Here is a 20,118-nt window from a genome sequence, read left to right on the forward strand (position 1 = left end):
TGAGAAGTCGTGTGTGCCGAACGCCGTTTCCGGCAGCCCGGAAACCGACGGTACAACATGAAAAGAATGCTGATTAACGCAACTCAACCCGAAGAGTTGCGTGTTGCGCTGGTAGATGGCCAACGCCTCTACGACCTGGACATCGAGTCCGGTGCACGCGAGCAAAAGAAGGCCAACATCTATAAAGGCCGGATTACTCGCATCGAACCAAGCCTTGAGGCTGCCTTTGTCGATTTCGGCTCCGAGCGCCACGGCTTCCTGCCCCTCAAGGAAATCTCCCGCGAGTACTTCAAGAAAGCCCCTGAAGGCCGCGTCAACATCAAGGACGTCCTGAGCGAAGGCCAGGAAGTCATCGTCCAGGTCGAAAAAGAAGAACGTGGCAACAAGGGCGCCGCCCTGACCACCTTCATCAGCCTCGCCGGCCGCTACCTGGTCCTGATGCCGAACAACCCACGTGCCGGCGGAATTTCCCGCCGCATCGAAGGCGAAGAGCGCAATGAACTGCGCGAAGCGCTGAACGGCCTGGTCGCCCCCGCCGACATGGGCCTGATCGTTCGCACTGCAGGCCTTGGCCGCAGCAGCGAAGAAATGCAGTGGGACCTCGATTACCTGCTGCAACTGTGGACCGCCATCAAGGAAGCGTCCCTGGATCGTTCCGCGCCGTTCCTGATCTACCAGGAAAGCAACGTGATCATCCGCGCGATCCGCGATTACCTGCGCCAGGACATCGGCGAAGTGCTGATCGACAGCGTTGAAGCCCAGGACGAAGCCCTGACCTTCATCCGCCAGGTGATGCCGCAGTACGCCAGCAAGATCAAGCTGTACGAAGACAGCGTTCCGCTGTTCAACCGTTTCCAGATCGAAAGCCAGATCGAGACCGCTTTCCAGCGCGTGGTCGAACTGCCTTCCGGCGGCTCCATCGTGATCGACCCGACCGAAGCCCTGGTGTCCATCGACATCAACTCGGCGCGTGCGACCAAAGGCAGCGACATCGAAGAAACCGCCCTGCAGACCAACCTGGAAGCGGCTGAAGAAATCGCCCGCCAGCTGCGCCTGCGTGACATCGGCGGCCTGATCGTGATCGACTTCATCGACATGACCCCCGCCAAGAACCAGCGCGCCGTGGAAGAGAAAGTCCGCGAATGCCTGGAAGCCGACCGTGCCCGCGTGCAAGTCGGCCGTATCTCGCGCTTCGGCCTGCTGGAAATGTCCCGTCAGCGCCTGCGTCCATCCCTGGGCGAAAGCAGCGGCATCGTCTGCCCGCGCTGCAACGGCACCGGCATCATCCGTGACGTTGAATCGCTGTCGCTCGCGATCCTGCGCCTGATCGAAGAAGAAGCCTTGAAAGACCGCACCGCCGAAGTCCGCGCGCAAGTGCCGATCCCGGTTGCCGCGTTCCTGCTCAACGAAAAACGCAACTCGATCACCAAGATCGAACTGCGCACCCGTGCCCGTATCGTCATCCTGCCGAACGATCACCTCGAAACGCCGCACTTCGAAGTGCAGCGCCTGCGCGATGACAGCCCGGAAGCCCACAGTGGCCAGTCCAGCTACGAAATCGCCGCGGCCGCCGCTGAAGTGGAAGAAGTCCAGCCAGCAGCCGCTGCGACCCGCACCCTGGTCCGCCAGGAAGCTGCCGTGAAGACCGCGCCGGCCCGCGCCAACGCACCGATGCCGGTTGAAGCCGCCGCTCCGGTTGCCGCACCGGTCGCGATGCCTGAGCCAAGCCTGTTCAAAGGCCTGGTGAAGTCCCTGGTCAGCCTGTTCGCCACCAAGGAAGAGCCTGCTGCTCCGGTCGTGGTTGAAAAACCTGCCTCCGAGCGCCCGGCACGCAACGAAGAACGTCGCAACGGTCGCCAGCAGAGCCGCAACCGCAACGGCCGTCGTGATGAAGAGCGCAAGCCGCGCGAAGAACGTGCGCCGCGTGAAGAGCGCGCACCACGTGAAGAACGCGCACCTCGCGAAGCCCGTGAAGAAACCCCGACCGTAGCCCGTGAAGAACGTGCACCGCGTGAAGAGCGCGCACCACGCACCCCACGTGCTCCGCGTGAAGACCGCAAGCCACGTGGCGAGCGTGAAGAGCGTGTGCGCGAACTGCGCGAGCCGCTGGACGCCGCCCCAGCCGTTGCCGGTGCCGCCGTTGCTGCAGAAGAACGTCCGGCTCGCCAGCCGCGTGAAGAACGTGCGCCACGTGAAGAACGTCAACCTCGCGCTCCGCGTGAAGAGCGTCAACCACGTGCCGAACAAACCGCTGCGGCCAGCGAAGAAGAAGAGCTGTTGACCGGCGAAGAGCAACTGCAGGAAGACGGTCAGGACAACGCCGAAGGCGATCGTCCACGCCGCCGCTCCCGTGGCCAGCGTCGTCGCAGCAACCGTCGTGAGCGTCAGCGTGATGCCAACGGCAACGTGATCGAAGGCTCGGAAGAAGCCGGCGAACACGCTGAAGCAACCAGCAACGAACCGACTGGCGCCGAACTGGCTGCCGGCCTGGCCGTTACTCCTGCCGTCGCCAGCACGGTCATCAGCGCACCGGCTGAAGCCCAGGCTCACGAGCAGGCTGAACGCGCTACTGCGGCTGTTGAAGAAACCGCTGTTGTGCAAGCACCTGCCGCCGACGCCCCTGTAGCTGAAACGCCGGCTGTTGAAGCGCCTGTCGTTGAAGCCCCAGTGGTTGAAGCACCAGTTGTCGAAGCGACTACCCCGATCGAAGCGCCAGTCGTTCCGGAAGTGGAAGTTGCACAGGCGCCGCACGCCCAGCCGGAAGTTGAAGTGGCCGCTGCAGAACCCGCCACCGTGGTTGAGCCTGAGCCAGTGGTTGAAGCACCGGTTGTCGAAGCCGTCCCGGAAGTGCGTCACGCTTTTGAAGAAAAGCGCGAAGAACAGACCGCCTTCCAATGGACTGCCGAGCCTGCCGCTGCGGTTGAAGCGCCCGCCCCTGCCCCAGTGGTAGAGGAAGCGCCGGCACCGGTTGCCGAGGTCGAGGCTGTCGAGCCTGCCCCGGTGGTTGAACCCGCTCCGGTCGTAGAACCTGCGCCCGTTGTCGAAGCGCCGGTGGAAGCCGAAGTGGTTGCGCCAGTGGTTGAGGCCGCACCGGCCAGCGCCCTGACCGAAAACGGCCGCGCGCCGAACGACCCACGTGAAGTGCGTCGTCGTCGCAAGGAAGCTGAGGCTGCTGCTGCGGCGGCTGCGGCACGGGAAGCAGAGCACGAGACCAAACCGCTCGCCTGATTCCAACCGCTGTAAAAAAGCCCCGCCTGAGTGATCAGGCGGGGCTTTTTATTGCGGTCGAGAACAGTGACCTCCAGCTTGAATGCATGCAACTGTGTGAGCGGGCTTGCCTGCGATAGCCTTAGGTATCTACACACCCTTCAAAGGCTGAAAAATCTCTGCGTAGTGAGCGGGCTTGCCCCGCGCTGGGCTGCGAAGCGGCCCCAATAAAGCCACCGCGGAGTCCAGATAGAATTAGGTCGCCTGGTTTGGGGCGGCTTCGCAGCCCAGCGCGGGGCAAGCCCGCTCACTACAAAGATGTGTATGCGATAGCGGCAACTGATCCACCGCTATCGCAGGCAAGCCAGCTCCCACAAGTTAGAGTGGCGCGAAATTCAAGGACTGTGGCACGTCCACATCCCACAACACACCAGGATCATCTACCTGCACTTCGCACACCGCCACCTGGGTAAACAAAGGCTTGGCCCCACGGTCACCGGTCAACGCCATCAACCCCGGCCCATACGCTCGGCCAAACGCCACAGGATGACCATACCGACCCTCCTGCACCGGTACGCTGATGCCACCGTCCTCCAACCCATCGATCACCCGCTCAATGCTGGATAACTGAATAAACGGCATATCCCCGAGTACAACCAGCCAACCGTCCGCAGAGCCGCTGGCGGCCACCGCTGCCGCAATACTCTCGCCCATACCGGCCGAGCGTAGCAGCAGCACTTCGCAGCCATACGCCCTGGCCAACCGAATGACTTCCGTTCGCTCCGGTGATGTCACCACCCAACGCCTTGCGATGCACACCGGCAGGTTCACCAGCACCTGCTCGATTACCGGCCGAATCACGCCATCCAGGCCGACACAATCAGCCAACAACTTATCCCGATCTGCCCCCGCTTCGGCGCGGAAACGGCTGCCCTTTCCCGCCGCCAATACAATCGCCGTCACTGTCACTCGGCCACCACCGGCAACGGTTTCTTCTGCATCGGCGCCACACCATTCTTGATCGCGACAATTTCCGCCATCAGCGACAGTGCAATTTCCGACGGGGTATGGCTGCCGATATGCAGACCGATCGGCCCGTGCAGGCGCGCAATCGCCTGCGCCGACAGCCCCAGCGCCGCGAGGTTTTCCCGGCGTTTCTGGCTGTTGACCCTGGAACCGAGCGCACCGATGTAGAACGCGCTGGAATTAAGCGCCGTCAGTAGCGCCATATCGTCCAGGCGCGGGTCATGGGTGAGGCAGACAATGGCCGTGCGCTCATCGGTCTGGATGTTCAGCACCGCTTCATCGGGCATGCCGGGTACAAAACGGCCGTGCTGTTCTTCCCAGCCGTAGACGAACTCTTCGCGTGGGTCGCAGATCAGCACTTCGAAATCCAGCAAGCGCGCCATTTCGGCCACGTAGCGCGACAGCTGCCCGGCGCCGATCAGCAGCAGGCGCCAGCGTGGGCCGTAAATCGCGCGCAAGCGCTCGCCATCAAAGGTCACCACGTCGGTCTTGCTCGCGCTGCTCAAGGTGACTTCGCCGCTGGCCAGGTCCAGCTCACGCGCGACGATCTGGTGAGCTTCACAGCGCGCCAGCAACTCCGTGACCCACGCCCACTCATCCACCCGCTCTTCAGTCAGGCGCAGCGTGCCGCCACATGGCAGGCCAAAACGCGCAGCCTCATCACGGGTGACGCCGTAGGTCACCAACTGCACCGGCGACCCATCTTCAGGCAAGCGGCCATCCTGCAGTCGCGCGATCAAGTCATCCTCGATGCAACCGCCCGACACCGAGCCGATCACCACCCCGTCGTCGCGCAAGGCCAACATCGCCCCCGGTGGGCGCGGCGCGCTGCCCCAGGTCTGCACCACGCTGTACAACACCACGCGATGCCCGGCGCGGCGCCATTCGAGCACGCTACGCAGGACATTCAGATCCACACTGTCCACACAACCTCCTGCAAGCGTTTCAACCGATTCACTTACTGTAAAACAAAAGCCACTGACGTGATGTGCCGGAAACGCAAACGCCCCGAACCAGTCGGGGCGTTTGTGTGTTGCTGACGGCGTTAGTTCACGCCATCTGCCACTTACTTGACCACAGGTGCCGGGCCTTCGGCCACACCCAGGTCATCGATTTCGCGGGTTTCCGAAATACCGGTACCGCCGGACGCCAGCTCGCTCTGCAGCTTGTCGGTATCCAGTTCCTTGACCCACTTTGCCACAACGAGGGTGGCAACGGCGTTACCCACCAGGTTGGTCAATGCGCGGGCTTCGGACATGAAGCGGTCGATACCCAGGATCAGCGCCAGGCCGGCAACCGGCAGGTGCCCAACAGCGGACAGGGTTGCAGCCAGTACGATGAAACCACTACCGGTCACGCCTGCAGCGCCTTTGGAGGACAGCAACAGCACCAGCAGCAAGGTGATCTGGTGGGTGATGTCCATGTGGGTGTCGGTCGCCTGGGCGATGAACACGGCCGCCATGGTCAGGTAGATCGACGTACCGTCCAGGTTGAACGAGTAGCCAGTCGGGATCACCAGGCCAACCACGGATTTCTTCGCGCCCAGACGCTCCATCTTGATCAGCATGCGCGGCAGTGCCGACTCGGAAGACGACGTACCCAGCACGATCAGCAGCTCTTCACGGATGTAGCGGATCAGTTTGATCACGCTGAAGCCGTGGGCGCGGCAGATACCGCCCAGCACCACCAGCACGAACAGCAGGCAGGTGATGTAGAAGCAGATCATCAACTGGCCCAGTTGCACCAGCGAACCCACACCGTAGGCACCGATGGTGAACGCCATGGCGCCCAGGGCACCGATAGGCGCGAGCTTCATGATCATGTTGATGATGTTGAACATCACGTGGGCGAAGCGGTCGATGAAGTCCAGCACCGGCTTGCCGTAGGCACCCAGGCGATGCAGGGCGAAACCGAAGATCACCGAGAACATCAGCACTTGCAGGATGTCGCCGTTGGCGAAGGCGCCGACGATGGTGTTCGGGATGACGTTGAGGATAAAGCCGACGATGCTCTGGTCCTTACCGGCGGTGACGTAGGCCGCTACTTTGGAAGCGTCCAGCGTCGCCACGTCGATGTGCATGCCGGCGCCCGGTTGCACGACGTTGACCACGATCAGGCCGATCAGCAACGCAATGGTGGAAACGACTTCGAAGTACAGCAGCGCGTAGCCGCCGGTCTTGCCGACCGATTTCATGCTCTGCATGCCAGCGATGCCGCTGACAACGGTGCAGAAGATGATCGGGGCGATGACCATTTTGATCAGTTTGATAAACCCGTCACCCAGTGGCTTGAGGGCCACGCCGGTCTGCGGGTAGAAGTGACCGAGCAAGATGCCGATTACGATTGCAACGATCACCTGGAAATACAGGGATTTATAGATTGGCTGACGAGTCGTCATTGCAAAGTTCCTCAATCGTCCCGTGTGGCAAATATCCGCCATTGCCCACGACACTTGAATTGCGAACCCTCCTGCACTGGAGGGATTTGTTGTTTGCGAGACCGGTAGGGCCAGGCCTGCGCTGTAATCCTTATCGCAAGCGCCGTGCCACTTTGCTGAAAAACGCTGCAGGCCTTTAGACATCAGGGCTTGCGACATCCGCGCCCACTCCACAGCATCAATTCAAGTGGCGGTTTTCCGCCGCCACGCCCAATCTCGTCCTACAATTTGGCGGATATCCGCCTTGTGACCCTCTCCAGGGATTGGAGTTTTTCCAAACCCTTGGCATTTGGCGCAGGAGCAATGAAGATGCAGTGCTGGGCGGGCCTCATCGCGGGCAAGCCCGGCTCCCACATTTGGAATGCATTTCAACTGTGGGAGCTGGCTTGCCTGCGATGGGGCCAGTACTGCCAGGAAAATCAAACGGCCGGAAAATGAATCTTGAACGCCGCCCCGCCCAACGGTGAATCCACCAAAGTCAGCCGCGCGCCGTAGCTTTCAATGATGTCCTTGACCACCGCCAACCCGATCCCCTGCCCCGGATGCTGGCGGTCCAGCCGTTCGCCCCGTTGCAGGATCCGCGCACGCTGGTCCGGCGGTACACCCGGCCCATCATCTTCTATACACAGCTCACTGCCTTCCTCGCTCTGCACCAGGCTGATACGCACTTCGCTCAAGCACAGGCGATAGGCGTTTTCCAGCAGGTTGCCGAGCAACTCGAGCAAGGCGCCTTTCTCGATGGGCACGTCGCAGTCTTCCGGCAGCTCGTAGGACACCCTGACGCGCTTGTCGCGATAGACCTTGTCCAGCGTGTCGCACAGGCTTTTCAGCACCGGAGCCAGGCGCACCTGGTGGCGCACCAGGCCGCTCTTGCGCAGGCTGGCGCGTTGCAACTGGTAGCTGATCTGCTGGCTCATGCGCTCGATCTGTGACTGCAGCACCCAAGCCTGGTCGCGGTCTTCGGGGCGCTGGGCCATGTCTTCGCTCACGCCCTGCAATACCGCCAGCGGGGTTTTCAGGCTGTGGGCCAGGTCGTCGAGGGAATCGCGGTAACGCGCCCGCTGTTCACGCTCGCTGTGCAGCAAGCGGTTGAGGGAGCCGGTGAGGCGCAGCAGTTCGCGCGGGTGTTGTTCGGAGAGGCTCTCGCGGGTGCCGCCTTCGATCTGGTCGAGTTCCTGGCTCAGCCGGCGCAGGGCTTGCAGGCCCCAGGTCAAGCCCAGCCAGAGCAGGGTCAGCAACACCAGCAGCGCCGCGCCGAAACCCAGGTAGAGGTTTTCGCGCAGGCCTTCGAGGGTCAACTGGTATTCGCGCACCGGTTGCAGGGCCACGATGCTGAACGCGGCACTCTTGCCGCCCAGCAGCCTGACCTCAACGTCATACACGAAGAATTCCTGGCCATCGGCTTCGCGAATCCGCGCAAATTCATTGCCGCGCCCGTCGTAGCGCGGTTTGTAGTTGATGTTTTCTTCCTTGGTCGCCCGCGAGCGCCAGACCAGGTGGCCTTCGCGGTCATAGATGTAGCCGAGCAGGCGGCTGTCGGTGAGGTTGAAGCGTTCGTCCGGCAGCTGCGCGGGCATTTGCAGGTGGTTATTCTCCACCCGTGCGGCGGAAATCAGCGTGGTGACGTCCGAGGCCAGGCGCTGCTCGATGGAATCCTGCAACGCCAGGCTGAACGCGCCCTGCATGGCCGGCAACAAGCCCAGCATGAACAGCACGGCCAGAGTGGCGGCCGCCAGCATCAAGCGCACGCGTAACGAGCGAATCAACGGCAGCGCTCATTGAACAGATAGCCCAGGCCACGCACGGTGTCGATCGGCTTGAACCCGGCCGGGCCTTCCAGCTTGCGGCGCAGGCGGCCGACCAGCACTTCGATGACATTCGGGTCGCGCTCGTCGTCGTCGGGGTAGAGCTGTTCCATCAAGCGGTCCTTGGGGACCACCTGCTGGTGATGGCGCATCAAATATTCAAGGATGCGGTATTCATAGGCCGTCAACGCCAGCGGCTGTTCGTCGAGGGACGCCTGCTTGCGGTTGAGGTCCAGCAACAAGGGCCCGGCGACGATGGTCGACTGGGTAAAGCCACTGGAGCGGCGCAGCAAGGCGTTCATCCGCGCCTCCAGCTCTTCGAACTGGAACGGCTTGACCACGTAGTCATCGGCGCCGGCGGCCAAGCCTTCGACCTTGTCCTGCCAGTTGCCACGGGCCGTGAGGATCAGGATCGGGAAGGCCTTGGCCTGGGTGCGCAGCTGGCGGATCAGATCGAGGCCACCCATGCCGGGCAGGCCCAGGTCGATGATCGCCAGGTCGTGGTTGAACTGGCCGGTCTGGTACAGCGCCTCTTCGGCATTGGCGACGGCTTCGACCACATGGCCGCTGTCGGTCAGGCGGGTAAACAGGTGATGACGCAGCAGCGCCTCATCTTCCACCACCAGCAATTTCATAAGGCTCTCCAAGGCAAATCAACTGTCCGACAGAGGGATATCATAGCGGCCCTGCAGCTCTTGCGGGCGCAGTTTAATGCCATTGAACTGGCCACTCAGGTGTTCATAGCCGGCGCGGTAACCCGGCTGCGGGGTTGCCAGGCCCAGGGACTGGCCCCAGGGCGTGGCTTGGCTGCCAGCGTCTTCGAAACTCACGCGCTGGATCAGGCTGCTGGTTTTCCTGGTTTTCTCCCTGCCGAACTCGGCGAACCCACCCTCAGAGGCCTGGGCTCCGGCGGTGGCACTGAGCAGGGTCAAGGCCAGTATCAGCTTTTTGATCGCAGTCATGGTGTGTTACCTCATACGCGTTTTGGCTGTTGCGATCAGCCTACGCAAACGCCCCTGAACTGCCCCTGAACAAGCGCCGAACCGCTACGGGCTATGCGCGGCAACCGCAACTGGGCAAAATACCGCCCATGAATTCCCTGCCCGCTTGCTGTACCCCGCTTGACGCCCACTGGCCGCTGCCCGAACCCTTGCCCGGTACGGTGTTTTTCAGCACGCGTTTTGACCCGGCCTTGTTAGCGACGGGCGATTTCCAGCGCAGCGCCGTGCCGCCGCCGGCCAGCATCCAGCGCTCAGTGGCCAAGCGCCAGGCCGAGTTTCTGGCCGGCCGGCTCTGCGCGCGCGCTGCGCTGCAACAGCTCGATCATCTCGACTGCATCCCCGCCATCGGCGACGACCGTGCGCCGGTGTGGCCAGCGTCTGTCAGTGGTTCGATCACCCACAGCACCGGGCATGCCGCGGCGATTGTCGGGCGCAAGGCGCAATGGCGCGGGTTGGGCATGGACCTGGAGAATCTGCTGTCACTGGAGCGGGCCGAGCGCTTGGCCGGGGAGATTCTGACCGCTGATGAATTGCAGCGCATGGGTGCGCTGGACCGCGAACAGATCGCCCTGGTGGTGACGCTGACGTTTTCGGCCAAGGAGAGCCTGTTCAAGGCGCTGTATCCGATCGTGGGCAAGCGCTTTTACTTTGAGCATGCCGAGGTGTTGGAGTGGTCAGAGGCCGGGCATATAAGGCTGCGGTTGCTGACGGACCTGTCCAGCGAATGGTGTCATGGCAAGGAACTGGTGGGGCAGTTTGCGGTGGATGGGGGGCAGTTGTTGAGCCTGGTGGCTGTTGGCGCCTGATCGATAGTTATCGCAGGCAAGCCAGCTCCCACCTTGGAATGCATTTCAAATGTGGGAGTCGGGCTTGCCCGCGATGGCGATGTCAGGGTTTACCCTGCTCCCTGGGCCAGCTCAGGCTGAAGCACGCGCCACCCAGATTATTGCTCTTGCCGATCAGCGCCCGCCCGCCGTGCCAGTAGATGATCCGCCGCACGATCGACAACCCCAGGCCATGCCCACCCGAGGCGCGCGTGCGGCTGTCGTCCAGGCGCAGGAACGGCGTGAAGATGCGTTCCCAGGCGCCTTCCGGTACACCCGGGCCGTCGTCTTCCACATCGATGCGGCAACGCACCTGGCCCACCTGATAACTGATCAAGACCCGCCCCTGGGCGTGGCGCATGGCATTGCTTACCAGGTTCTGCAGGGCACGGTGCAGGTAACGCGGTTCGGCGTCGACCCAGGCGTCGTCCCAATGCGCCGAAGACAGGCAGATACCTCGGGCCACCTCTATCTGCGCACGCAGTGGCGATAATTCGCCGATCACCTGATCAAGCAGGGCATTGAGGTCGACCCGCTGGAAATTCAGCGCCGGCGAGCCTTGTTCCAGGCGCGCGTAAGTGAGCATTTCGTCAACCAGGCCATCGAGGTCCTGGATATCGCTGTCCATGCCTTCCAGGTATTTGCGCCGCGCCTCGGCGGTGGTGGCATCGCCGACCATCTCCAGGCCGAAACGCAGGCGCGCCACCGGCGTGCGCAGTTCGTGGGACACCGCGCGCACCAGTTCGCGCTGGATCGCCAGCAACTGCTGCAGGTGCTCGGCCATGCCATTGAACGCTGCGGCCAGGCGCCCTACCGAGTCGGCGCCGCGGGCCGGTACGCGAACTTCCAGGTTACCCTGGGCGATGCGGGTGGCGGCGGCTTCCAGGCCCTTCAAGCGGCGCTCCAGCTGACGCACCAACAGATAGACGATCAACCCGATCAGGGTCAGCCCGATCAAGGCAATCAGGATCAGCCAGTGCGCCGGGTAAGGGTTCATCTGATACAGCGGGCCGATTTCCAGCACCCACGGCGTACCGACCATGCCGGCAAACACACGGATGGAATCGCCGCCCTTGCCCAGGGCCATCACCGTATCGCCTTCCGATACACGGCGGCGCTGGTCTTCGTCCATATCGGCCTGGTCGAGCGTCATCAGGTGCATATCGAAGCCAAACCCCTTGGCCTCTTTTATATCCGCCAGGCGCTGTGGCTGCTCGGCCACCGGGAAGCGCACCAGTTCGTCGGCGAGCAAATAGATCGTCGCCCGCGCCAGCTGTTCGCTGATCTGCTGCACTTCGCCCTCGAGCACAAGCGGCTCCTGGCCACCGACCCAGCGCAGTACCCGCGCCGCATGAGGCCCGGTCTGCTCAACCAGTACCTGGCCGCGTTGCAGGCGATTGCGCTGGCTCAGGTCCAGCGGCGTATCGGCGAGGGCGCGCAATGCCAGCGGAATGCCCAGCAACCGCTCCCACACGGCCAGGGCACGCTGGCGTTCGATGGGGCTCATGGGTTGCAAGTTGTCGCCCATCAAGGCAAAGGTGCCGTGGGCCAGGCGCTCGCGGTATTGGCCGCTGCGCACTTCGTTGAGCAGGTGCAACGCCAGCACGCCGAGCAGTGCCACGAGGATCAACGCGGCGCACATGCCGCCGTAGATACGCAGGAAGATCGAGTTCACAACGGCATGTCGGCGCAGGCTTCGGGGACGAACAGGTAGCCTTTGCTGCGGATGGTCTTGATCAGGCGCGGGTGGATCGGGTCATCGCCGATTTTCGGGCGAATCCGTGAGATGCGCACGTCGATGGAGCGGTCCTGGCCGTCATAGCCGATGCCGCGCAGGGCGATGAAGATCTCTTCGCGGGACAGGATCCGCCCGGCATTCGCCACCAGCAGCCACAGCAAGTCGAATTCGGCGCTGGTCAGTTCGATACCGGCACTGTTCAGCCAGGCCTCGCGCAGGGCGTTGTCCACCACCAGGGGGCCGAACTGCAGGCGGCGCTGATTCTCCACGGCCACAGGTTCCGCCGGTTCACTGCGCCGCAGCAAGGCCTGGATGCGCGCCAGCAGCAAACGCGGGCGCACGGGTTTGCACACATAGTCGTCGGCGCCCATGTCCAGGCCCAGCACCTGGTCCATGTCGTCGGTGCGCGCGGTGAGCATCAGGATCACACCGTCATAGCGCTCGCGCACTTTGCGGCAAATGCTCAAGCCGTCTTCGCCGGGCAGCATCAGGTCGAGGATCACCAGGTCCGGCTGCTCGGCAATGATGCGCGCCGCCGCCAGCGCGCCGTCGCCTTCCACCGAGACCTGCAGGCCGTGGCTCTGCAGGTATTCGCAGGTCAGTTCGGCCAGTCGCTGGTCGTCCTCGACTATCAGTATTTGCCAGGCTTCCTGCTCCATGCGCTACCTCATTGTTATTGGAAAATGGTCAGGCCGGCGCAGTTTCAAATGTGGGAGCGGGCTTGCTCGCGAAAGCGGTGGATCAGTTAGCACACCTATAACTGACACACCGCTTTCGCGAGCAAGCCCGCTCCCACATTAGATATCCACCGGCCATACCCTGATTGTCATGTTTTGAGGGCATAACAGTGGCTGATTGTAGCCATGCTCCAACCCTCAAGCACAAGCCGGGAAATGCATTCGGTGAACGCGTTTTTATGTGATAGGGTTCGCGCCCTTCGAAAATGGCCAGGTTGTTTTTGGTTCGAAACATTTAATGACAAACGGTGCAATACCGCTGCAATGCGGCCTACACGCCTGTTCGGCCTTTCTTACACATTTTACCCACAGCGTTATCCACAGGTTACTCCGTTGCTAACCCCTCGAAAACGCATTATCTTGTACCTCGGCGCTCAAGTAGACCCTACATGTAGGGTTTTCAACCAAAGCGTCCAACCACACAAGTGGCTCGAAACTCAAGCGTTTTATTGCTTGCGCAGCGTTGAACAAACAGATTTTTCAGTAGACCAAACCGCTCACGCGGATGGCAGCTGTTCTCCATCCCCGACATGGAAAACGGTACGGGTGTTGCAGGAAAAAACCTGACACTCGCAATCAAATATAGAACGTGGAGACAACCCCCCATGCAAACCGACACAACTCGCGAGAACCCGCAAGGCTCCGTGCCGCAGGCCGCTGATTCGAACCAGGATCTGGCCGCCACCGCACCTGGCCAATTGCGCGTGATCAAGCGTAACGGCACTGTCGTTCCTTACACCGATGACAAAATTACCGTCGCCATCACCAAAGCGTTTCTTGCAGTTGAAGGCGGCACCGCTGCCGCTTCGTCGCGCATCCACGACACCGTTGCCCGCCTGACCGAACAAGTCACCGCCACCTTCAAGCGTCGCATGCCTTCGGGCGGCACCATCCACATCGAAGAAATCCAGGACCAGGTCGAACTGGCCCTGATGCGTGCCGGCGAACAGAAAGTCGCCCGCGACTACGTGATCTACCGTGATTCGCGCGCCAAGGAGCGTGCCGTGCGCACCCCGGCCGAAGAGGCTGCCGTGCAGGCTCACCCTTCGATCCGCATCACCCTGGCCGACGGCAGCTTCGCGCCGCTGGACCTGGGCCGCCTGAACACCATCATCACCGAGGCCTGCGAAGGCCTGGAAGAAGTCGACGGCGACCTGATCCAGCGCGAAACCCTGAAGAACCTGTACGACGGCGTGGCCCTCACCGACGTCAACACCGCCCTGGTGATGACCGCCCGTACCCTGGTTGAACGCGAGCCGAACTACTCGTTCGTGACCGCACGCCTGCTGATGGACACCCTGCGCGCCGAAGGCCTGGGCTTCCTGGGCGTGGCCGACAGCGCCACCCACCACGAGATGGCCGACCTGTACGCCAAGGCCCTGCCGGCCTACATCGCCAAGGGCATCGAATTCGAATTGTTGAACCCGATCCTGGCCACCTTCGACCTGGAAAAACTCGGCAAGGCGATCAACCACGAGCGCGACCAGCAGTTCACCTACCTGGGCCTGCAGACCCTGTACGACCGTTACTTCATCCACAAGGACGGTATCCGCTTCGAACTGCCGCAAGTGTTCTTCATGCGCGTGGCCATGGGCCTGGCGATTGAAGAGAAGCACAAGGAAGACCGTGCGATCGAGTTCTACAACCTGTTGTCGTCCTTCGACTACATGTCGTCGACCCCGACCCTGTTCAACGCCGGCACCCTGCGTCCACAGCTGTCGAGCTGCTACCTGACCACCGTGCCGGATGACCTGTCGGGCATCTACCACGCGATCCACGACAACGCCATGTTGTCCAAATTCGCCGGCGGCCTGGGCAACGACTGGACCCCGGTGCGTGCACTGGGTTCGTACATCAAGGGCACCAATGGTAAATCCCAGGGCGTTGTGCCGTTCCTGAAAGTCGTGAACGACACCGCCGTAGCCGTGAACCAGGGTGGCAAGCGCAAAGGCGCCGTGTGCGCCTACCTGGAAACCTGGCACATGGACATTGAAGAGTTCATCGAGCTGCGCAAGAACACCGGTGATGACCGTCGTCGTACCCACGACATGAACACCGCCAACTGGATCCCGGACCTGTTCATGAAGCGCGTCTTCGATGACGGCCAGTGGACCCTGTTCTCGCCTTCCGAAGTACCGGACCTGCACGACCTGACCGGCAAAGCCTTCGAGGAACGCTACGAGTACTACGAAGCCCTGGCCCAGTACCCTGGCAAGATCAAGCTGTCCAAGACCATCCAGGCCAAAGACTTGTGGCGCAAGATGCTCTCGATGCTGTTCGAAACCGGCCACCCATGGCTGACCTTCAAGGACCCGTGCAACCTGCGCAGCCCGCAGCAGCACGTGGGCGTGGTCCACAGCTCGAACCTGTGCACCGAGATCACCTTGAACACCAACAAGGACGAGATCGCCGTTTGCAACCTGGGCTCGATCAACCTGCCGAACCACATCGTCAACGGCAAGCTGGATACCGCCAAGCTGGAACGTACCGTCAACACCGCCGTACGCATGCTCGATAACGTGATCGACATCAACTACTACTCGGTGCCGCAGGCGCAGAACTCCAACTTCAAGCACCGTCCGGTCGGCCTGGGCATCATGGGCTTCCAGGACGCCTTGTACCTGCAGCACATCCCTTACGGTTCGGATGCTGCGGTCGAGTTCGCCGACAAGTCCATGGAAGCGGTGAGCTACTACGCGATCCAGGCTTCCTGCGACCTGGCCGACGAGCGCGGCGCCTACGAGACGTTCCAGGGTTCGCTGTGGTCCAAGGGCATCCTGCCGCTGGACTCGCAACAGATCCTGATCGAACAGCGTGGCCAGAAGTACATCGACGTTGACCTGAACGAGTCCCTGGACTGGGCGCCGGTACGTGCCCGTGTGCAGAAAGGTATTCGTAACTCCAACATCATGGCCATCGCACCGACCGCGACCATCGCCAACATCACCGGCGTATCGCAGTCGATCGAACCGACCTACCAGAACCTGTATGTGAAATCGAACCTGTCGGGCGAATTCACCGTGATCAACCCGTACCTGGTTCGCGACCTCAAGGCCCGCGGCCTGTGGGACTCGGTCATGATCAACGACCTGAAGTACTACGACGGTTCCGTGCAGCAGATCGAGCGCATCCCGCAGGAGCTCAAGGAGCTCTACGCGACCGCTTTCGAAGTGGACACCAAGTGGATCGTTGACGCGGCCAGCCGTCGCCAGAAGTGGATCGACCAGGCGCAGTCGCTGAACCTCTACATTGCCGGCGCTTCGGGCAAGAAGCTCGACGTGACCTACCGCATGGCCTGGTACCGTGGCCTGAAAACCACGTACTACCTCCGTGCCCTGGCCGCGACAAGCACCGAGAAGTCGACCATCAACACCGGCAAGCTGAACGCGGTTTCCAGCGGCGGCAACCACGGTGATGATTCGGTACTCGCCGCTCCAGCCGGCCCGGCACCCGTGCCTAAGGCTTGTGCGATCGATGAGCCGGATTGCGAAGCTTGCCAATAAGCTGAGCCGGTTCCGGGGTTAAGCGCCTTGGAGTGAAACCCCCGATCAGTCCTGGATACAGTTGGATTGATCGGGGGTTTTGTTTTGTCTCAAGTACCAAACAATACGGTCGCAGTACCTGATCCAGGCGTGCCACCTCGCTGCCCCCAAAGCTCTATGCGCCCATCCAGGACGGCCATGGAATGCCCTCCATATTCCACTGTCCCCACTTTGCTTCGTCGTAAATCAGCATCCGTGGCTGCCCGGATATTATTCTTCAAGCCCAAGCGAACTAGACCCTCCCGGCTATACTCACCATCGTTGAGAGAAAGCATTGCGTTATAAAAGCTCTGCCCTCGAAGCCCATCGTTTCCTTCCTTTTGCACACGCTTGACACTCGCGGCATACATAAAATTGGCGTCCGTCAGCATGGAGGGATCGTCACCTTTGAAACGAGCGTATTGCGCCGCCATTTTTAATTCGTTTTTGGAAACGTGGACCGAAAAATTATCCCGCATCACTACGTCCCACCCGTCACCTGCCTCCTTGACGCTTTTAAAGACATCGGTAGGTTTCTGACCGAAGTGCATCATCGCCGCCTTGATTGCCGAAACAGTCACGCAATTTCCAACATCGCCTTGGCTGAAACCACTCCAGATGTTGTTCGGTTTTTTTCCAGGATTACTGCTGTCAACTTTGTAATCGTAGTGCTTGGCCCCTTCGGTAAGCGGCCGGTTGCTCATCGGCTCACTTGGGCCGAAATCTGCTGGGTTGACCGAGCCTCCCCTCCTGCCTCCACCCCCGCCCCCTGGTGGCATGGGCGGAGAAGGCGGGGAAGGTGGGTCCTCATCTGGAAACAACTCCGGAAACAGAGCCTTCAACAATGCCAGCCAAGCCTGGTCCGCGTCTTTCTTGAGCTGCTCAAGGATCTCCTTGAATTTCTCGTCCCCCAGCTTCTCACGCAGTGCATTGAGCTTGTCACGCGTATCTTGAACTGTCTGGGTCTTGCCCGTTTGCTGCGCATCGAGAAGCTCGTTGAGCAGGGTTTTGACTGCTGCCTTCTGCGCGTCAGGCGCTATCGGTGTTGATTCAACCCGCGCCAAGCGAGGCGCAAATCCCCCACGAACAGTATCGGCTGTGTAAACAGCTGAACTCCGCATACCTGCCTCCTTTGATGGGTGAACCTCCTGGGCTCTGGTCCGATCAGTGGCAAGACAGGTGCGGGGCGTTCCTCGCCAAACAATTCAGCGCGTAACCTTATGGGTCGGCGGATATTTTCTGACGCGCACAAAAAACCCCTCTTACGAGGGGTTCCTTGTGAAGCGCCGATGCATCACGTCATCTGAATGATGGTCTGCATGATGGTGCTCTGGGTGGAGATGGTCTTGGCGTTCGCCTGGTAGTTGCTCTGGGCCTTGATCAGGTCCACCAACTCGTTGGTCAGGTTGACGTTGGAGTTCTCCAGGGAGTTGGCCACGATCGAGCCCAGGGTACCGGCTTGCGGGGTGTCGTAACCCGGCTGGCCCGAAGCGAAGGTCTCTCTCCAGGTGGTGCCGCCCGATGGCTGCAGGCCTTGCTCGTTGTTGAAGCTGGCCAGGGAGATCTGGCCGATGGCCTTGCTCTGCTGGTTGCTGAACGTTGCGAACAGTACACCGCTGCCGTCGATTTTCAGGCCGGTGATCTGGCCGGTGGCGTAGCCATCGGTGACCGGTGGGTTGCGGTAGCTGGCCGAGTTGTACTGGGTGATATTGGCCATGTTGACGGCAATGCCACCAGTGTTGGCGGCAGCGCCGTTGTCGGTCCAAACGCCATTGACCATGGCACCCGGCTTCCAGTCAGCGATGGTCAGGGTGGTGTTGGAGGCGGTAGCCGGCGGCGTTGTGATCGTAGAAAGTTTGCCTGCGGTATCGAATGTCAGCAGCTTTCCTACAGGCGGCGTGGCAGCCAGCGTCGAACCATCCGGGTTGCGTCCGTCGATCGTGGTGTAGGACATCCACTTGTTGGAGTCGGTCTTCACCATGTACTGGACCATCGAGTGCGCGTTGCCCTGGGTATCGTACAAGGTGGTGCTGTATTGCGTGGTAAAGGTGCTGGTGTCGGACGGGTCGAACGGCTTGGTGGTCTGGTTGATCGCCGGTTCCGAAGAGTTCAGGTTACTGGTGGAATCCACCTTGCTGGACGCCTTCGGCGGCAGGTTCGACAGATTCAGTTGCAGGTCGACGAGGCCGCCCTTGGTGACCTTGCCGTTCTCATCCGCCGCGTAGCCTTGCAGGCGCGAGGTCCCGGTGTTGTTGGTGATGTAGCCGTCCTTGTCGGCACGGAAAGCGCCGCTGCGGGTGTATTCCAGCGAACCGTCACTGCCCTTCTGCACGAAGAAACCACCGCCCTGGATCGCCATGTCCAGCACGCCGCCGCTGCCATTGACGTCACCCTGGGTGAACTGCTGGGACACGGCCGCCAGGTTCACACCGTTGCCGATGCTGTTCTGGCCGGTGCCCAATTTGGAGGCGGCGTAGATGTCGGCGAATTCCGCGCGGGACGACTTGAAGCCAGTGGTCGCGACGTTGGCGATGTTGTTGCCGGTCACGTCCAGTTGTTTGTTGGCCGCATAGAGGCCGCTAAGGCCGATGTTAAAAGACATGTTTCTCTCCCTCTGCCGTAGTTAGCCGGCTCTATGTACCGATAGTCTGAATTTGCGACAGCTTGACGCTGCCCATGCCGCCTGCAAGGTTCAACAGCATTTCGCCGCCGGTCTTGCTCAGGGTCACGCTCGTTACCGTCGCCGGCAGCGAAGTGGCCAGGGCAACGGCGTCGCCCTTATCGTTCTTGGTGGTGGCATTGAAGGTGTAGGTGCCCGCGGGAGCAACCTCGCCCTTTTCGTTCTTGCCGTCCCAGATAAAGTCCGAGTTGCCCGCGTTCTGGTCGACCAGTTCGAGGGTGCGCACCACATTGCCGTCTTTGTCGGTGATCTTGATGGACACGTTGCCGGTCGCCGCCGGGACTGCCACCGAACCGGTCATGCTCTTGCTGGTATCCACCAGTGTCTTGTCGGTCTGGGTGATAATCGAACGTCCGACCAGCGACGACGCCTGCAGCGCTTGCGAAGAACTGAAGTTGCTCGAGATGTTATTAACCGAGTCGTTCAGGGTGTTGATGCCTTCCAGGCTGCTGAATTGCGCCAGCTGGGCCACGAACGCGCCGTTGTCTTGCGGCGACAGCGGGTTCTGGTTTTTCAGCTGGGTCACAAGCAGCTGCAGGAACGCGTCCTTGCCCAGCGACTGGCTGCCCGTCGCCGTCTTGGTGGCGTCGCCGACGCCGCTGTTAGTCGTGGCAGTCTTGACCTTGTTGTTGAAAAGGTCCTGGACTGCCGTGTTGTTTGAAGTATCAACGATGGCCATTATTTGGCGCCCCTTATCACTGACCCAGGGTCAGGACCTTCTGCATCATGGTTTTGGCGGTATTCATCATTTCCGCGTTGGTCTGGAACGAGCGGCTGGCGGAAATCATGTCGGCCATTTCCTCGACCACGTTGACGTTGGGGTAGTAGACATAGCCCTTTTCGTTCGCGGCGGGATGGTTGGGTTCGTAGCGGGCTTCGAGGTTACTCTGGTCTTCAACCACGCCGAGTACCTGCACGCCGGAGCCTGCGGCGCCCTGATCCTGGAACAGCGAATCGCTGCCGCCGTTCTGGCCGCCCTGGAACATGGTGGCGAACACCGGGTGACGGGCGCGGTAGGTCTGGTCAATGCTCGAAGACACGGTCTCGGCGTTGGCGATGTTACTGGCGACGGTGTTCAAGCGCGTGGTCTGCGCGCTCATGCCACTGCCGGCAATATTGAAAACACTGGACAGGGACATGGC

General features: G+C 61.3%; 15 protein-coding genes. 3 read left to right on the top strand and 12 right to left on the bottom strand.

What is annotated here, in order from left to right; all coding sequences use genetic code 11:
• Nucleotides 1-57: 57 nt before the first annotated feature.
• Nucleotides 58-3,228 (top strand): ribonuclease E, encoded by a 3,171-nt coding sequence (gene rne / locus BLL36_RS00790; protein ID WP_455566859.1) that lies wholly within the window; start codon nt 58-60, stop codon nt 3,226-3,228.
• A 357-nt stretch (nt 3,229-3,585) separates the two neighbouring features.
• Here rne and BLL36_RS00795 read toward each other — a convergent pair whose 3' ends face one another.
• The 6 genes from BLL36_RS00795 to BLL36_RS00820 form a co-directional block, all read right to left on the bottom strand.
• The gene (locus tag BLL36_RS00795; protein WP_076949591.1) at nt 3,586-4,176 is read right to left on the bottom strand and encodes a nucleotidyltransferase family protein; all 591 of its coding nucleotides are present in this window, start codon (nt 4,174-4,176) and stop codon (nt 3,586-3,588) included.
• Nucleotides 4,173-5,159: an XdhC family protein gene (locus BLL36_RS00800; RefSeq protein ID WP_076949592.1), complete on the bottom strand. Its 987-nt coding sequence runs from the start codon at nt 5,157-5,159 to the stop codon at nt 4,173-4,175. The genes BLL36_RS00795 and BLL36_RS00800 overlap by 4 nt, the downstream gene beginning before the upstream one ends.
• Nucleotides 5,160-5,299: 140 nt before the next feature.
• On the bottom strand, nt 5,300-6,631 hold the full coding sequence (locus BLL36_RS00805; RefSeq protein WP_076949593.1) for a dicarboxylate/amino acid:cation symporter: 1,332 nt from the start codon (nt 6,629-6,631) through the stop codon (nt 5,300-5,302).
• 458 nt (nt 6,632-7,089) lie between these two features.
• Nucleotides 7,090-8,436, bottom strand: coding sequence for an ATP-binding protein (locus BLL36_RS00810; RefSeq protein ID WP_076949594.1), 1,347 nt, complete (start codon nt 8,434-8,436; stop codon nt 7,090-7,092).
• Nucleotides 8,433-9,110 carry a response regulator gene (locus tag BLL36_RS00815; protein WP_076949595.1) on the bottom strand — a complete coding sequence of 226 codons (678 nt, stop codon included), beginning with the start codon at nt 9,108-9,110 and terminating at the stop codon, nt 8,433-8,435. The genes BLL36_RS00810 and BLL36_RS00815 overlap by 4 nt, the downstream gene beginning before the upstream one ends.
• An 18-nt stretch (nt 9,111-9,128) precedes the next feature.
• On the bottom strand, nt 9,129-9,437 hold the full coding sequence (locus BLL36_RS00820) for a hypothetical protein (RefSeq protein ID WP_076949596.1): 309 nt from the start codon (nt 9,435-9,437) through the stop codon (nt 9,129-9,131).
• Between the two features lie 128 nt (nt 9,438-9,565).
• Here BLL36_RS00820 and BLL36_RS00825 point away from each other — a divergent pair, with 128 nt between their 5' ends.
• A complete protein-coding gene (locus tag BLL36_RS00825; protein WP_076949597.1) occupies nt 9,566-10,282 on the top strand; it encodes a 4'-phosphopantetheinyl transferase family protein in 717 nt (238 codons plus the stop codon).
• A gap of 82 nt (nt 10,283-10,364) precedes the next feature.
• Here the strand turns inward: BLL36_RS00825 and BLL36_RS00830 are convergent, their stop codons facing one another.
• Nucleotides 10,365-11,975, bottom strand: coding sequence for an ATP-binding protein (locus tag BLL36_RS00830; protein WP_076949598.1), 1,611 nt, complete (start codon nt 11,973-11,975; stop codon nt 10,365-10,367).
• Entirely contained in the window at nt 11,972-12,697 is a 726-nt protein-coding gene (locus tag BLL36_RS00835; protein WP_076949599.1) for a response regulator, read from the bottom strand. The genes BLL36_RS00830 and BLL36_RS00835 overlap by 4 nt, the downstream gene beginning before the upstream one ends.
• A gap of 683 nt (nt 12,698-13,380) precedes the next feature.
• Here BLL36_RS00835 and BLL36_RS00840 point away from each other — a divergent pair.
• Nucleotides 13,381-16,278, top strand: a complete 2,898-nt coding sequence (locus BLL36_RS00840) for a ribonucleoside-diphosphate reductase subunit alpha (protein ID WP_076949600.1) — start codon at nt 13,381-13,383, stop codon at nt 16,276-16,278.
• An 89-nt stretch (nt 16,279-16,367) separates the two neighbouring features.
• On the opposite strand, the gene BLL36_RS00845 is transcribed toward BLL36_RS00840, so the two are convergent.
• The 4 genes from BLL36_RS00845 to flgC all read right to left on the bottom strand — a co-directional run bounded on the left by BLL36_RS00845 (nt 16,368) and on the right by flgC (nt 20,115).
• A complete protein-coding gene (locus BLL36_RS00845) occupies nt 16,368-17,417 on the bottom strand; it encodes a hypothetical protein (RefSeq protein ID WP_076949601.1) in 1,050 nt (349 codons plus the stop codon).
• 173 nt (nt 17,418-17,590) lie between these two features.
• The gene (flgE, locus tag BLL36_RS00850) at nt 17,591-18,898 is read right to left on the bottom strand and encodes a flagellar hook protein FlgE (RefSeq protein WP_076949602.1); all 1,308 of its coding nucleotides are present in this window, start codon (nt 18,896-18,898) and stop codon (nt 17,591-17,593) included.
• Nucleotides 18,899-18,929: 31 nt separating this feature from the next.
• Nucleotides 18,930-19,655 (bottom strand): flagellar hook assembly protein FlgD, encoded by a 726-nt coding sequence (flgD, locus tag BLL36_RS00855; RefSeq protein ID WP_076949603.1) that lies wholly within the window; start codon nt 19,653-19,655, stop codon nt 18,930-18,932.
• 16 nt (nt 19,656-19,671) lie between these two features.
• Nucleotides 19,672-20,115, bottom strand: a complete 444-nt coding sequence (gene flgC / locus BLL36_RS00860; protein WP_076949604.1) for a flagellar basal body rod protein FlgC — start codon at nt 20,113-20,115, stop codon at nt 19,672-19,674.
• Nucleotides 20,116-20,118: the final 3 nt, after the last annotated feature.

Origin of the sequence: Pseudomonas cedrina subsp. cedrina (genome assembly GCF_001983175.1) — a bacterium.
Lineage (GTDB): Bacteria > Pseudomonadota > Gammaproteobacteria > Pseudomonadales > Pseudomonadaceae > Aquipseudomonas > Aquipseudomonas cedrina.

Bases quoted from the DNA above. Each gene is read 5' to 3' on its own strand.
- rne (WP_455566859.1), top strand. From the start codon at position 58: ATGAAAAGAATGCTGATTAACGCAACTCAACCCGAAGAGTTGCGTGTT.
- BLL36_RS00805 (WP_076949593.1), bottom strand. From the start codon at position 6,631: ATGACGACTCGTCAGCCAATCTATAAATCCCTGTATTTCCAGGTGATC.
- BLL36_RS00815 (WP_076949595.1), bottom strand. From the start codon at position 9,110: ATGAAATTGCTGGTGGTGGAAGATGAGGCGCTGCTGCGTCATCACCTG.
- BLL36_RS00820 (WP_076949596.1), bottom strand. From the start codon at position 9,437: ATGACTGCGATCAAAAAGCTGATACTGGCCTTGACCCTGCTCAGTGCC.
- BLL36_RS00825 (WP_076949597.1), top strand. From the start codon at position 9,566: ATGAATTCCCTGCCCGCTTGCTGTACCCCGCTTGACGCCCACTGGCCG.
- BLL36_RS00835 (WP_076949599.1), bottom strand. From the start codon at position 12,697: ATGGAGCAGGAAGCCTGGCAAATACTGATAGTCGAGGACGACCAGCGA.
- BLL36_RS00840 (WP_076949600.1), top strand. From the start codon at position 13,381: ATGCAAACCGACACAACTCGCGAGAACCCGCAAGGCTCCGTGCCGCAG.
- BLL36_RS00845 (WP_076949601.1), bottom strand. From the start codon at position 17,417: ATGCGGAGTTCAGCTGTTTACACAGCCGATACTGTTCGTGGGGGATTT.
- flgE (WP_076949602.1), bottom strand. From the start codon at position 18,898: ATGTCTTTTAACATCGGCCTTAGCGGCCTCTATGCGGCCAACAAACAA.
- flgD (WP_076949603.1), bottom strand. From the start codon at position 19,655: ATGGCCATCGTTGATACTTCAAACAACACGGCAGTCCAGGACCTTTTC.
- flgC (WP_076949604.1), bottom strand. From the start codon at position 20,115: ATGTCCCTGTCCAGTGTTTTCAATATTGCCGGCAGTGGCATGAGCGCG.